Annotated in this window: 12 protein-coding genes, 1 tRNA gene and 1 pseudogene; 4 read left to right on the top strand and 10 right to left on the bottom strand. The window is 54.7% G+C overall.

All coding sequences use genetic code 11. The features are described 5' to 3' along the window. Window positions 1–144: 144 nt before the first annotated feature. Complete coding sequence (gene pgi / locus HH216_RS12525) at window positions 145–1,803, bottom strand: glucose-6-phosphate isomerase (RefSeq protein WP_169551116.1); 1,659 nt, start codon at window positions 1,801–1,803, stop codon at window positions 145–147. A 324-nt stretch (window positions 1,804–2,127) separates the two neighbouring features. Here pgi and HH216_RS12520 point away from each other — a divergent pair, with 324 nt between their 5' ends. Then, window positions 2,128–3,717, top strand: a complete 1,590-nt coding sequence (locus tag HH216_RS12520) for an ArnT family glycosyltransferase (protein WP_254448400.1) — start codon at window positions 2,128–2,130, stop codon at window positions 3,715–3,717. Window positions 3,718–3,779: 62 nt separating this feature from the next. Here the strand turns inward: HH216_RS12520 and HH216_RS12515 are convergent, their stop codons facing one another. From HH216_RS12515 to HH216_RS12490, 6 genes and pseudogenes are all read right to left on the bottom strand, one after another. Further along, the gene (locus HH216_RS12515; protein WP_169551115.1) at window positions 3,780–4,022 is read right to left on the bottom strand and encodes a hypothetical protein; all 243 of its coding nucleotides are present in this window, start codon (window positions 4,020–4,022) and stop codon (window positions 3,780–3,782) included. Between the two features lie 58 nt (window positions 4,023–4,080). Continuing rightward, complete coding sequence (locus tag HH216_RS12510; protein WP_174842710.1) at window positions 4,081–4,863, bottom strand: glycoside hydrolase family 25 protein; 783 nt, start codon at window positions 4,861–4,863, stop codon at window positions 4,081–4,083. A 105-nt stretch (window positions 4,864–4,968) separates the two neighbouring features. Continuing rightward, window positions 4,969–5,226, bottom strand: a complete 258-nt coding sequence (locus tag HH216_RS12505; protein ID WP_169551114.1) for a hypothetical protein — start codon at window positions 5,224–5,226, stop codon at window positions 4,969–4,971. A 93-nt stretch (window positions 5,227–5,319) separates the two neighbouring features. After that, window positions 5,320–5,954 (bottom strand): annotated as a pseudogene (locus HH216_RS12500) (peroxiredoxin). A 113-nt stretch (window positions 5,955–6,067) separates the two neighbouring features. Further along, window positions 6,068–6,721 (bottom strand): response regulator transcription factor, encoded by a 654-nt coding sequence (locus tag HH216_RS12495; protein WP_169551113.1) that lies wholly within the window; start codon window positions 6,719–6,721, stop codon window positions 6,068–6,070. Between the two features lie 4 nt (window positions 6,722–6,725). After that, window positions 6,726–8,294, bottom strand: coding sequence for a sensor histidine kinase (locus HH216_RS12490; RefSeq protein ID WP_169551112.1), 1,569 nt, complete (start codon window positions 8,292–8,294; stop codon window positions 6,726–6,728). 86 nt (window positions 8,295–8,380) lie between these two features. Between HH216_RS12490 and HH216_RS12485 the strand changes: the two genes are divergently transcribed. Together HH216_RS12485 and HH216_RS12480 are read left to right on the top strand one after the other, a co-directional pair. Continuing rightward, window positions 8,381–8,869 (top strand): DUF3299 domain-containing protein, encoded by a 489-nt coding sequence (locus tag HH216_RS12485; protein ID WP_169551111.1) that lies wholly within the window; start codon window positions 8,381–8,383, stop codon window positions 8,867–8,869. 164 nt (window positions 8,870–9,033) lie between these two features. Then, entirely contained in the window at window positions 9,034–10,347 is a 1,314-nt protein-coding gene (locus tag HH216_RS12480; RefSeq protein ID WP_169551110.1) for a hypothetical protein, read from the top strand. A gap of 42 nt (window positions 10,348–10,389) precedes the next feature. On the opposite strand, the gene HH216_RS12475 is transcribed toward HH216_RS12480, so the two are convergent. Next, window positions 10,390–10,463 (bottom strand) — tRNA-Ala (locus HH216_RS12475). Between the two features lie 194 nt (window positions 10,464–10,657). Here HH216_RS12475 and HH216_RS12470 point away from each other — a divergent pair. Then, the gene (locus tag HH216_RS12470) at window positions 10,658–10,915 is read left to right on the top strand and encodes a GIY-YIG nuclease family protein (RefSeq protein WP_169551109.1); all 258 of its coding nucleotides are present in this window, start codon (window positions 10,658–10,660) and stop codon (window positions 10,913–10,915) included. Between the two features lie 97 nt (window positions 10,916–11,012). On the opposite strand, the gene HH216_RS12465 is transcribed toward HH216_RS12470, so the two are convergent. Next, window positions 11,013–11,633 carry a C40 family peptidase gene (locus HH216_RS12465; protein WP_169551108.1) on the bottom strand — a complete coding sequence of 207 codons (621 nt, stop codon included), beginning with the start codon at window positions 11,631–11,633 and terminating at the stop codon, window positions 11,013–11,015. Window positions 11,634–11,706: 73 nt separating this feature from the next. After that, entirely contained in the window at window positions 11,707–13,845 is a 2,139-nt protein-coding gene (locus tag HH216_RS12460; RefSeq protein WP_169551107.1) for a Tex family protein, read from the bottom strand. Window positions 13,846–13,848: the final 3 nt, after the last annotated feature.

Below are 13,848 nucleotides of genomic sequence, written 5' to 3'. Positions count from 1 at the left end.
ACGATTATTTGCACAAAAAAAGGGTGTAATCGAAATTACACCCCATTAACAGGCCAATAGATGACAATGTTTTAGACTATTCCAATTTACCTCCTGAGAGCAGTCTATACCGTGCGCTGCTAATTATACGCGCACAGTCTCGTATTAATCCTTACGGAGGGCTTTAAACGCATTAATCAGCCCATTCGTCGACGCGTCGTGACTCTGCACAGGGGCATCATCTTTCAGCTCAGGTAAAATACGGCTGGCCAGTTGCTTGCCCAGTTCAACGCCCCACTGATCGAAGCTGAAAATATCCCAGATTATGCCCTGCGTGAAGATTTTGTGCTCGTACATAGCGATTAGGCTACCAAGCGTGCGGGGCGTCAGTTTTTTGAATAAAATAGAGTTTGTCGGCCGGTTTCCGGAGAATTCCTTGAACGGTGTCAGGAACGTAACCTCGTCGACTTCTTTGCCCGACTTGCGCAGTTCGTCTGCCACTTCATCGGCAGTTTTTCCGTTCATCAGGGCTTCCGTCTGGGCGAAAAAATTGGCCATCAGAATGGTGTGATGCTCACCGATGGGGCGCTGACTAATGGCCGGAGCCAGAAAATCGCAGGGGATAAGCTTGGTACCCTGGTGAATAAGCTGGTAGAACGCGTGCTGACCATTGGTGCCGGGTTCGCCCCAGATAATCGGCCCCGTCTGCCACGACACCGGCTTACCGTCGCGGTCCACCGATTTGCCGTTACTTTCCATATCGCCCTGCTGGAAATAAGCCGCAAAGCGATGCATGTACTGATCGTAGGGCAGAATCGCTTCGGTCTGCGCGCCGAAGAAGTTGTTGTACCAGATACCGACCAGCGCCAGCAGTACGGGCAGGTTTTGCTCGGTGGGCGTGTCGCGGAAGTGCTCGTCCATCGCATGACCGCCAGCCAGCAGTTCCTCGAAATTATCGAAGCCGATGTACAGCGCAATCGATAAACCGATGGCCGACCACAGCGAGTACCGACCACCGACCCAATCCCAGAACCCAAACATATTGGCCGGGTCGATACCGAATTTCTCGACCGCCAATTGATTGGTCGATAGGGCCGCGAAATGCTTGGCGATGTCGCTTTCCGAACCACCGTTATCCAGAAACCACTGCCGCGCCGACTGAGCGTTGGTCATGGTCTCCTGCGTCGTGAACGTTTTCGACGCGATCAGGAACAGGGTGTTTTCGGGCTTTACCCGCTGTAATGTCTCGTAGATATGTACCCCATCGACGTTGGAAACGAAGTGAACGCGCAGCTTTTTATCGTCGGCGTAGGGTTTGAGGGCTTCCGTTACCATCACCGGGCCGAGGTCTGAGCCGCCGATTCCGATATTGACGATATCCGTAATGGTTTCGCCCGTATAGCCTTTCCACTCGCCCGACCGAACGCGCTCCGTAAACGTTTTCATGCGATTGAGCACCCCGTTGATACCCGGCATCACGTCTTCTCCGTCAACCACTATCGGCGTGTTCGAGCGGTTCCGCAACGCGATGTGCAGCACGGCACGGTCTTCAGTCCGGTTGATCTTATCGCCCGAAAACATGCGGCTGATCGCGTCGGGTAGTCCGGCCTGATCGGCCAGTTGCAGGAGCAGGTCGAGCGTTTGGCTGGTGATCCGGTTTTTGGAAAAGTCGAGCAGAATTTCGTCAAACTGCCGGGTAAAGGTTTTGAACCGGCTGGGGTCTTCGGTAAACAGGTCGCGCATGTGCCGGTCTTTCATCAGGTCGTAATGTTCCTGAAGTTGTGCGTAAGCAGGCAGACTGGTAAACGGACGATTAATGAGCATGGCTTCGGGGTCGTTTGTTCGGCGCGAATATCGGAGGATTTGGGCAACTCCACCTGCTTTTTCCTAGTTTTGCCCCCTTGTTTTGTCCGACAAGTGTGTTGGACAGGATTACAGGATTGACAGCATTTTTCTTTCGGACTGTATACCACCAACGGGTCGAATGCCAGCGGGTACAGCCTTTTGGCCCCTAAAAATCCTGTCAATCCTGTAATCCTGTCCAATAAATATCCTGGCTGGCCTATTTTTCTTCATGAATCAACGCGTAACGTTTTCAGTGATCTTCGGCGTAGTGGGTGCGCTGTTGTTTATCCCTTTTCTGGGGGCGTGCGGCTGTTCGACTGGGACGAAATCAACTTCGCCGAAGCCGCCCGCGAGATGACCGTGCTGGGCGATTACCTGCGCGTACACATCGATTTCAAACCGTTTTACGAGAAGCCGCCGTTCTTTTTCTGGTGTCAGGCCCTGATGATGAACATCTTCGGCGTGGGCGAATTTGCCGCCCGGCTACCCAACGCCATCTGCGGTATTATCACGCTGATCTACCTCTATAATCTTGGTCATAAGCTGCACGGGCATCGGTTCGGTATTCTGTGGGCACTGGCGTATCTGGGGTCGATAACGCCCCACCTTTACTTCCGCTCCGGCATCATCGACCCGTTTTTCAACCTGTTCATTTTCGTGTCGCTGGCCAACGTCATCCTGGCGGCCTGGAAACGCGACCGCGAAGCCGGGCCGATGATCGTGTCGCGCAGTGTCACGTCGTATCTGCTGACGGGCGGGCTGGTGCTGGGTATCGCGATCCTGACGAAGGGGCCCGTGGCGTTTCTGATCGTCGGGCTTGTGCTGGGTATTTACTGGCTGCTGAATCGGTTCCGCTGGTTTATCAGCCCGTTGCAGCTGCTGGCGTTCACGGCGCTGGCGTGGCTGCTCCCGGCGGGCTGGTTTGGGCTGGAAACCGCCCTGCACGGTCCCGCATTCGGGCAGGCCTTTCTGGATTACAGCATCAGACTGCTCAGCACGCCCGACGCCGGGCATAGCGGCTTTCCGCTCTATCACTTCATTGTGCTGCTGGTTGGGTGCTTCCCGGCATCGATTTTCAGCATCCGGGGGCAGGGCAACTTGTTTCTCGAACGCAGCTATCAGCGCGATTTTCGGCGGTGGATGGTCATCCTATTCTGGGTCGTGCTGATTCTGTTCAGCATCGTGCAGTCGAAAATCGTCCACTACTCATCGCTGTGCTATTTTCCGCTGACGTATCTGGCCGCGCTGACGCTGTCGCAACTCGAAACGGGCCGGATTGCGTTCAACGGCTGGCTCGTAACGGGGCTGCTGGTAATCGGAGGTCTTTTTGTGATTGCCTTTACGGCCACACCCATTCTGGCGCAGCACATGGACATTGTCCGGGCGTTTGCCGACAAAGATGCGTTTTCGCAGGGCAACCTCAACGCCGACGTTCACTGGACACTCTGGGCCATGCTGCCCGGTATATGGCTTGCGGTCGTGCTGGGCGTCAGTATCTGGGGGTACACCCACCGGCAGGCCCGTATGGCTACGCTGACGCTGTTTGGCGGAACGGCCGTTTTTCTGACGCTGGGGCTGTGGTTCTACGTCGGGCGGATCGAAGGGATTTCGCAGGATGCGGCCATGCGGTATTTTGAGCGGGCGAAAGGCAAGAACGTCTACGTCAGCACCTACGACTACCACAGCTACGGTCCCTTTTTCTACGCGGACGCGCAGCCGATGCCTAACCCGAAGCATTACGACAAAGAGTGGCTGCTGACCGGCCCCGTCGACCGGGATGTTTGGCTGATCCGCAAAGCCAGCGATACCCCTACCCGGCTCGATTCATTACCCGATGTGCGCAAAACCGGCGAGGAAAACGGCTTTGTCTTCTACCTTCGTAAGCGACACTAAAAAAGTGGAGGCCCGATGCACGTAAACGTACACCGGGCCTCCACTTTTTGATGCCTGCTATATTAGTTGCGAGCGTCTTTAACCGAATCTTTAACAGCTTCGCGGTAGTCTTTGCGGGCCGAATCCAGTTCTTTTTGCTCGTCGCGCACCTCGGCAGTATCGCCTTCCTGCTGCGCTTCGATTACGTCTTCTTTTTGTTCCTGAACTTCTTCAGCTTTGTTTTCTTTTTTCGAATCGCAGCTCATCAGTGATGCACCGCTCAGGAAAGCAACGCTAAATGCCAGAAGTAGGTGTTTCTTGCTCATGTCAATTGATATGGTTTGAGAACATAAACGATGGACGTGGCTGATTGTTTAAAAGTAGTTAGGGTATACAGACACTAGTTAGTTCATCGTCGTCCATCACGAAGACGTTGAAGTCGACCCGGCCGCGAATACCCCGCACCACGCCCGCGTCGCTGTGCTGCCAGAAATACAGATTATCAGCCGGGTATGTCCGCAGATGCTCGGCTGAGTAGTCGGCAATCCAGAGCGGGTAATCGTCCAGGTTTCCTTTGATGTACCGTTTATACAAATTGCCGTTCGTATAAATAATCGGCCGGACGCTGTAGTGTTCTTCCACCGTTTCGAGCCACAGCCGCAAACCGTTGATGATCGTTGAATCCGACTGCCCGTTGACCGTTTCAAAATCGACGACCGGCGCAAAGTCCCCCGCCTGCAACTCAACATGTCGGATGAAATTGTCAGCCTGCTTCAGCGGATCGCGGGTGGGGTGGTAAAAATGGTAAGCCCCCCGGCGCAGATTGGCCTCACGGGCACCGGTCCAGTTGCGGTCAAACGATCGATCGGCGAGGGTGGCCCCTTCGGTGGCTTTAACAAACACAAACTGAAGCCGCACTCCGTCGCCTTCCACCTGCCGGACCCGTTCCCAGTCGATGCGGGCATTGTGGCGCGATACGTCGATTCCGTGGATGGAGTAGCGCATGGGCAACCGGATACCAAACGCGCTGACTGGTTTCCAGTCCATATCCGGTTCGCGCCGGAATTTGCGCACCACCGTAACGACGACCATCAGCAGCAGCAATCCACCCACCAGCCAAAGGCCGTAACGTTCCAGAATAATTCGCAGCAGTACACGTACTTTCATCGACAATACCTTCTCCTCAAGTCAGCAAAGGTACAAACAGGTCGGGGCGTGGGCTAAACTTTGTTAAGGTTTAGCCCACGCCCCCGACCTGTTTTCAAAAATCACTTATTCCTTGCTCGATGGCCCTTCGCTGCCTTCCAGCTTCACAATCTTGTTGTATAGACCCAGCAGCAGAAACGGTGCCGCCCACTGCCCGACAAACAGGCTACGATCGCGGTCGCCCTGCGCCTGGAGGTAAAGCGATACGGCCATTGAGCCGAGTGCCGACCACAGAAACAGATCCGATGGGAGTTTCGAGGTTTGCTGCTCGATTGCTTTCGCTATTGGGCCTTCTTTGTCTGATGTACCATCGTGTTTTGCCATGACGCGGGTTCGTTTAGTTGTTCGTTGGGAGTAACTATTCGATCAGGCGCAGGGTTTGAAAAAACGACGGCATCGTTCGTTTCCACCCCCAATTTATTTGTTTGGCTGGGGAGTGGTCCGCAGATAGGGCTTCACAAACGTTACTCCTTTCGGGAATTTACCTTCCAGCTGATCGTTCGACACGGCGGGCGTTACGATTACGTCGTCGCCATCCTGCCAGTCGGCCGGGGTAGCCACCTGGTAATCGGCCGTCAGTTGCAGCGAGTCGATTACGCGGAGCAACTCGTTGAAGTTACGGCCCGTCGAGGCAGGGTACGTCAGCGTCAGTTTGATTTTCTTGTCGGGGCCGATTACAAACACCGAGCGCACCGTCGATTTCTCGCTGGCGTTTGGGTGAATCATATCGTAAAGCGTCGCTACGTTGCGATCGGCATCGTCGATCAGCGGGAAGTTCACTTCAGAACCCGTAACGTCTTTGATGTCGGGGTCCAGCGGTTATGCGACTCCAGATCATCGACCGAAACGGCGATCACTTTCACGTTCCGTTTGGCAAATTCATCTTTCAGCAGCGCCGTACGGCCCAATTCTGTGGTGCAGACAGGCGTGAAATCGGCGGGGTGCGAAAACAGCATTCCCCAGGAAGTACCCAGCCATTCGTGAAAATGAATCGGTCCCTGCGTGGTGTTGGCTTCAAAATCGGGAGCAATATCCCCAAGGCGGAGTGACATAGTATTGGTAATTTAGTTTACAAACTCGATCTACTTAATATAGTATCCAGAAAATGTAAAAACCGGTGGTTGGCCGGTTTCACAGGGTAAACATATGTACGAATTAGGAAAGTTCAAATGAGCTTTTCCTCAACAGCGATTCGGACCAGTTCGGCCGCGTTGCGTACCTGCAACCGGCGCATCATGTTGGCCCGGTGGTTATCGACCGTACGAACGCTGAGTTGAAGCCGCTCGGCAATTTCCCGGCTGCTCATCCCATCGACCAGAAACTGAAGAATCTCCTTTTCCTTGTTCGACAGCCGCGACGGCTGCACATCGCGGCCCTGACGAGTCCCTTTCTTCAGCTGCTGCATGTACCCACTCAGGATAATCGATGCAACGGGCGAGCTATAGTACTTGTCGCCCCCGGCAATCATCCGAATAGCTTTGACCATTTCGTCCGACGACGAATCCTTCAGAATATAGCCGTACGCGCCCGCTTCAACCGAGCGCAGAATGTAATCTTCGTTGTTGTGCATCGACAGCATCAGCACCCGTACACTCTTATGAAGTCGGGAAATAACCTGTGTCGTCTGAATGCCCGACATGCCCGGCAGTGAGATATCCATCAGCACCAGGTCGGGCTGCGTATTTGCGGCCTGGTGATTTTTGAGCTTTTCGAGGGCTTCTTCGCCGTCGCTCGCTTCGTCGATAATCTCTAGTCCTTCAGCTTGTTCCAGCAGCAGCCGGATGCCGTCCCGAACGATCGAGTGATCGTCGACGAGCATTAATTTAGTCGATGTCATACCGTGCAAATTGCATCTGGTTGGGAATACTCACGCGCAGTCGCGTACCTTTCCCCAGCGTTGATGTTATGTTGAGTTTTCCTTTGAGTAACTCCGCTCGTTCGCGGATATTGTGTAGCCCCTGCGAAGGTGTTTCGCGGTCGCTAAATTCTTTTTCCGGGCACCCGTCGGCAACGGCTTTCTGGTTGAATCCCCGGCCGTCGTCCGTGACGATCAGGTGAATGTAATCGTCGCGTTCGACTAGTTCGACCACGATATGTTTGGGCCTACCATGACGCAGGGCATTGCTGATTGCTTCCTGCGTGACGCGATAAAGCATGATTTCAACGTCTTTTTGGAGCCGTAGACTACCTTCCATATGGTGTACACAGCTCGTTTCAAACGTGATATCGACCTCGTTGGTCCGGTTGCTTTCGGCCAGCATTTTCAGGGCAGGCAACACACCGAAGTCACTGAGCACGGTCGGCATCAGGTCATTTGATATAGCCCTGACTTCCTGAATCGTCTGCGTAACCAGTTGTTTGAGGTTAACCATATTGCGGTCGTAGCTAACCGCAGGCTTACCCGTTTCGCCCACCACCGACGCCCGGTTCTGTCGTCGCATAAGCCCCTCCAGCCCCTCCAGCTGTAGTTTGATAGCCGTCAGCATTTGCCCCAGCCCGTCGTGCAGTTCGCGCGACAGCCGTTTGCGCTCTTCCTCCTGCCCCGTAATCAGATACGACGTACGCATGCGCTGCTCGTCGATTTCGCGTTTGTGCTGCTGCCGGGTAGCTTCAAACAACTGCTGCCGGGTTTCTTTGAGCGACTGATTGGCAGCCCGCAACTGGTAGTTAGCGGCTTTGGTCCGGCTTTCGGCTTCGATAAGTTGAGCGATGGTCTGTCGTAGCCGGGCCGTTGCCGGGCGAATAATCAACAGACCAATTGCCAGCACCATCAGGATTGTGAAGCCGTAGAGATACAGTTCGATGGTCTGAAGCTGGTGTAAGCGTGTGCGCAGTTCGCTGTTGTAGCGTTGCACAATGCCATCGATCTTGCGTAACAGTGGTGCTTCATTGTTCTGTAGCAACGTTAGCCCGGCCTTCGCCTGCGGTGTTTTCACGTCGGCCATACTGCGCAACGCCAGTAACTGATTGACCCCCCGTTTGAATGCCAGAAATTCTGGTTGCACGGCGCGGTAAAGCTGCTGAACCGTATCTGAATTCTCCTGGGTGATATTCATCTCGGACATTCGGCCAGCCCGGCTTTGCAGATAGTGCCGCTCAAAATCGACAAATACGGCCCGAAGCTGCATCTTGTTTGTCTGAAAATGAGCCTGATCGATCGCATCGGCCATTTGCAATGCCTGCTTAACAATCTGCTGGCTCTGATGGCGCTGAATGGCAGTATAGCGAATAAACAGAATTTCGTTCTGTACTTTACTAAGCCGCCACTGCGTCACGATCTGCCCGGCCGTCAGCAGCACTGACAAAATTACCAGCAACGACACGTACAAGCGCGTAAACCGGAATGGAATTGCCTGGGAGGTTTCAGTGTTATCGTCGAGTAGGTCAGACACAGGCCAATTGAACTGAGTGCTGTAAAGTGAGTAAATGTAAGAAAAATAGTAAATTTACCCCACGTTTGACCCAGTCTAACAACGCCATGAACCGACTTTTCATTCTTCTCCTGGTCAGCCTGGCCGTCTTTGCGTTCCGCGCCCCTGTTGCGCCTGAGCGGCCCACCACCAAACCGTCTACTGTAGCCGTAGAGCCGGTTAAACTCTCTTGGGAGTTACTGCGCGACGTTACGTTCAAGAAAAAATGGTACGCCGAAGAGTCGGTTTACATGCTGTACCCGACTTTCGGGCAGGGCGTGCAGAAGCTGAACGGTAAAGCGGTTGAACTCACGGGTTACGTGCTGCCCGTTGATCTCGAATCGAACCTGTACGTACTGTCGGCTTTCCCGTACAGTGCCTGCTTCTTCTGCGGTGGTGCCGGGCCGGAATCGGTGGTGTCGCTCAAGTTCAAAAAAGCCGGTCGTAAGTTCAAAACCGACGAACGGCGCACGTTCCGGGGTACCCTCAAACTCAACGCCGACAATATCTACGAACTGAACTATATTCTGGCCGATGCCGACATGATCGAGCAGTAAGCCAGTTTACCATACCGTATGCGGCCCCGTTGGTACCTTATCAGCGGGGCCTGTTTGTTAGTAGCTGGTTCAGTTAGGTGCTTTTACCGACGGGGGTTAGCTATACGCACCTACCGAACCTGACACAGTCGCTGCTTACGCAATCGTTAAACTCCTCATTCGCCGTGCATTGGTCCGATCTGTTGCCGATTCCGCCCGGCGCGTTTCCGCTGGGCAAACCCATCGTGGGCCGAACAAAAGCCGATATTCAGGCGGCTATCGATGCATCCAATACGCCGGGCGAACGCTTCGTGCTGGTGGGTGAATACGACTTTTCAGCCAGTCCGGCGGAACCACTCATCATCCGCAAAAACGTTGAACTGATCGGCACAAACGGCGCGACTTTCAACGGTAAAACGACCAGCGGGGCATTGGTTAAAATTCACAGCATCAACAGTGGCCTGACGTTGCGTAATATTTCCTTTATCTCACAGGCACCCACCAGCCCGACCGCCCTCGTTTACTGCAACGAAGAAGGCGACATCAACAACCTGACGTTTGACAGCTGCACGTTTGTCGGCAACAAAAACGGAAACTACAACGCGCTGGGCATGAATGCCTGGTCGGAGCAGGCGGGTAAAGGGGTCCGGTTCAAAAACATCACGTTTCTGAACTGCCGGGCCTCGGCCGGCCGGATGGGCTACGAGCTTCTGAGCCACAAAAACGACGGCGATGCCCGCATCACCAACCTGCGCTTCATCGACTGCCGGGCCGAGCACTGCGGCACCGCCATCGCGGATCGGGCCAACACGCACGGGATGGGTATATCGATCTCCGGCGACATTACCGACGTGACCATCACCGACCCGGTTTGCATCGACACACTGCTTGGCATTGAATTGGTTGGTACCCGCCGATTCACCGTGCAGAATCCGCGTATTAGTAGTCAGCGCATTGCCAAAACGACTGACAATCAGCTCATCTATCCAACCGGCATCAGCCTGAGCGATGGCGGTAATCGGGGGCATTCAACGCAAAACGGCCGTATCGTGGGTGGGGCTATTTCCGTGGCAGGGCGGGTTATGAATGCGTTTTATGCGGACACCATCGCGGTAACCGGTGGCAACCACATTGGTGGGCTTCACATGCAGCTACAGCACGGCACCGGCTTCCAGTTTCACAATGTCAATCTGGAATGTACAGGCAGTCATTACGTAGCCGAGTTTGAAGATGAGCAGAACGTACTTATCGAGGGGGGAAACTGGTCGCGGCAGCGGGCGACAGCCGCACCGCGCTATCAGCCGGTTTCGTTCGACGGCAGCTGTTCCGGCACGGTGCGTAACCTGCACATCCAGACAAACAAAGCCATCAAAAACGGGCAGTCGGACAACTACTTCGGCAACGAACCGATCACCAAAAACTACCTCTATTCAGCCAGCCCCAACGTCCGCTGGAGCAACGTATTCTGGAACGGCACCAGGCAGCGGGACCACCTATGAACGCAAAAACCACTCGTCGACGGAGTGGTTTGCTGTGTGTTGTGGAGAATATCGGATTCGAACCGATGACCTCTTCCATGCCATGGAAGCGCTCTAGCCAACTGAGCTAATCCCCCATACAAAGTGCCAGCGTAAACAGTGCTGACCCGATTTTGTGGTTGCAAAGGTAGCTAAAAAATGGCCGCGTCAAAATGCCGATGTGGCTTTTTTTCTGGTCAGGGCGTCGTGTTATGGCTTTTTTACCGGGGCATAACGGCAAATTTGTTTTTTGTTAATGATTCCGTAGCTTTGGTAAGCGTCCAACTACCCTATGCATACTGTATACATTATCTACAGTCTACCGACGGACAGATACTTTATTGGTCTGTCTAAAGACATGAAAATCACGCTGTGGCAGCACAATGCCCGCACCGTTCCGGCAACCGCAGACGGGAAACCGTGGGAAGTCAGGTTTTCACAGTCGTTTGAAACCCGTCGGGAGGCACAGAGTCTGGAGATGAAATTAAAAAATCGTGACCGGGCCTTCTGGGAAGAATTGATAAACAGCCAGCAACCCGCTGCCATTTAATAAAAAGAAGAAGCCACTCCTGCGGAGTGGCTTCTTCTTTTTATATGACGAACGAACGTGGGCGAACAGCTTACGCCAACGTTTGTGGGCTAACCGGTTAGAACGGTCGGAGTGCTTTAACGAACCGACCCTTGAAGTAATCGGTGTAGAGATTGTCTTCGCGGACCCCGCGCGATGAAGACGCGTGAATAAACCGGATGTTCTGCCCACCGTTTACCTCCGTGACGATGCCCGTGTGCGACACATAGCCCGCCTGCCCTTTGTCCGGCACAAAAAACACCAGATCGCCGGGCGAAATTTCAGCTACTTCCACTTCATGCCCCACTTCCGACTGCTGCCACGAAATACGCGGCATCCGCAGCCCGACTGTGTTGAATACGGCGTACACCAGTCCTGAGCAATCGATACCGTCGGTGGTGTTACCGCCAGAGCGATACGGCGTTCCGGTATACGTACGGGCAATTTTGACCACTTCCGGCACGTATCGGTTTTCGTAGGTTCGTGCATCGACCACTTTACCCGCTGATTTGGCCGAAGCAGCCGGGGCGCGTTTGCCACCTTTGGCCGATGAACGACCTGCTACAGGTCGGGAGGAGGTTGAGCGACGACTGACCGACGGCCCTGATGAGCGGAAAAAGGCGCAGGATGACAGTAGCGCCGACAGGCAGAGTAAGACGAGTCCAGTGCTGGTAGAAGCCCGAAACCGGCGTAATTGCATACGCAGAAAAGGATAAAGGTTGGTACAGGCGCAGTCAGATACGTTGAAGCCGAGTACGTCTATAATATGCAACTTATCCATTTTTCATCGATAACGCAATCCGCTTCCGCGCCTTGTCGATTTCCAGCACCCGCACACTCACCCGCTGGTGTAGACTGACAACGGTTTTTGGGTCCGACACAAACTTGTCGGCCAGCTGCGATACGTGTACCAGTCCGTCCTGCTTGACACCAATATCGACAAAGGCTCCGAAAGCAGTAATGTTGGTCACGACGCCCGCCAGCACCATCCCTTCGTGCAAATCGTCTATCGACTGAACCCGGGCATCGTAGGCAAATACCGACAGCGATTCGCGGGGGTCACGGCCGGGTTTGTCGAGTTCGGTCAAGATGTCGCGGAGCGTGGGCAGCCCCACAGAATCGGTTACGTAGCGACTGGGGTTGATCTGCTGACGCAGATCAGCACGGCGCATCAGCTCACCGACGTTGCTTCCCATATCCTTTGCCATCTGGTTGACCAGTTCATAGCGTTCGGGGTGTACGGCGCTATTGTCGAGCGGATTTTTCGCGCCGTCGATCCGCAGAAAGCCGGCGCATTGTTCAAACGCTTTCGGCCCAAGCCGGGCCACTTTCTTCAGCTGATCCCGCGATGTAAATGGCCCGTTCTGCGTCCGGTAAGCCACAATATTACCCGCCAGTTGCGGCCCCAGCCCCGACACATAGCGGAGCAGATAGGCACTCGCCGTGTTGAGTGACACCCCCACCTGGTTCACGCAGCTTTCCACGACGGTATCCAGACTCGCCTTCAAATCACCCTGATCGACGTCGTGCTGATACTGCCCTACCCCAATCGACTTGGGGTCAATTTTTACCAGCTCCGCCAACGGGTCAGCCAGTCGTCGCCCAATGCTAACGGCTCCGCGCACGGTAACGTCTTTGTCAGGAAACTCGTCGCGGGCCACTTCCGACGCTGAATAGATCGACGCCCCCTGCTCGCTGACCATAAACACCGCTGGTCGGGGGTCGCCGAACGACACACTTTGCACAAACGCTTCGGTTTCGCGCCCGGCCGTGCCATTCCCAATAGCAATTGCTTCGATTTTATACTGCGCAACCAGCTTTTGCAGCGTCTGAGCCGCCTGCTGCTTCTGCCCCTCCGACTGAAACAGGTAAAGGACTGTGTCCGTCAGCAGATTGCCCTGCGCGTCCAGACAAACTGTTTTACAGCCGGTTCGATAGCCAGGGTCGATCGCCAGCACGCGCTGCTGACCGAGGGGCGGACTGAGCAGCAACTGCCGCAGGTTGTCCGCAAAAATCTGTATCGCTTCCCTGTCGGCCCGCTCTTTCGATAGATTGCCAAACTCAGTTTCTATGGCGGGTTTGAGCAACCGTTTGTAGCCGTCGCGAATCGCCAGCGTCAGTTGCTCCCGGCACCCTTTGGATGCGGCCTGGGTTATAAACTGACGCTCCAGTCGGTCGATTGCGGCCGTTTCATCGGGGCCAATACTAACCGATAGCATCCCCTCTGCTTCTCCCCGGCGCAGGGCCAGCAGGCGGTGTGAAGGCACGCGTCGGAGTGGCTCCTCGAAATCGAAGTAATCGCGGTATTTCACGCCTTCCGTCTCTTTCCCTTTCTTCACCACCGACCGGACAATGGCTTCGCGCTCAAACAGGTTACGGACCCGCTGCCGGGCGTCGGCGTCTTCGCTGACCCGTTCGGCTACGATGTCACGAGCCCCTTGCAGTGCATCGTTCGCCGTCGGCACGACGTCGGAGCAGTACCGTTGAGCAGCCCTGGCGGGGTCGGCATCGCGTTGTAGCAACAGCAGATTCGCCAGTGGTTCCAGCCCTCGTTCGATGGCCGTAGTGGCGCGGGTTTTGCGTTTTTGCCGGTAAGGTAAATACAGGTCCTCAAGCTCCGTAAGCGAATCGGCGGCTTCAATTTTCTGGCGTAGGTCGGGCGTTAGCTGCCCCTGTTCACTGATCGTATTGAGAATGGTGGCCCGACGTTTGTCGAGTTCGACGAGTTTCTGATATGTTTCGCTAATCTGACCGATCTGCACTTCATCGAGCTGACCGGTTGCTTCCTTGCGATAACGGGCGATGAAGGGGACGGTGGCACCGCCATTGAGCAGGTCGAGGGTATCGGCTACCGAGCGAACGTTTAAATTAAGCCGGACAGCGGTGCGCTGTTCGATGGGTTGCTGAGGCATTGG

Origin of the sequence: Spirosoma rhododendri (genome assembly GCF_012849055.1) — a bacterium.
GTDB lineage: Bacteria > Bacteroidota > Bacteroidia > Cytophagales > Spirosomataceae > Spirosoma > Spirosoma rhododendri.
This window is presented reverse-complemented; position numbering and strand designations above follow the sequence as displayed.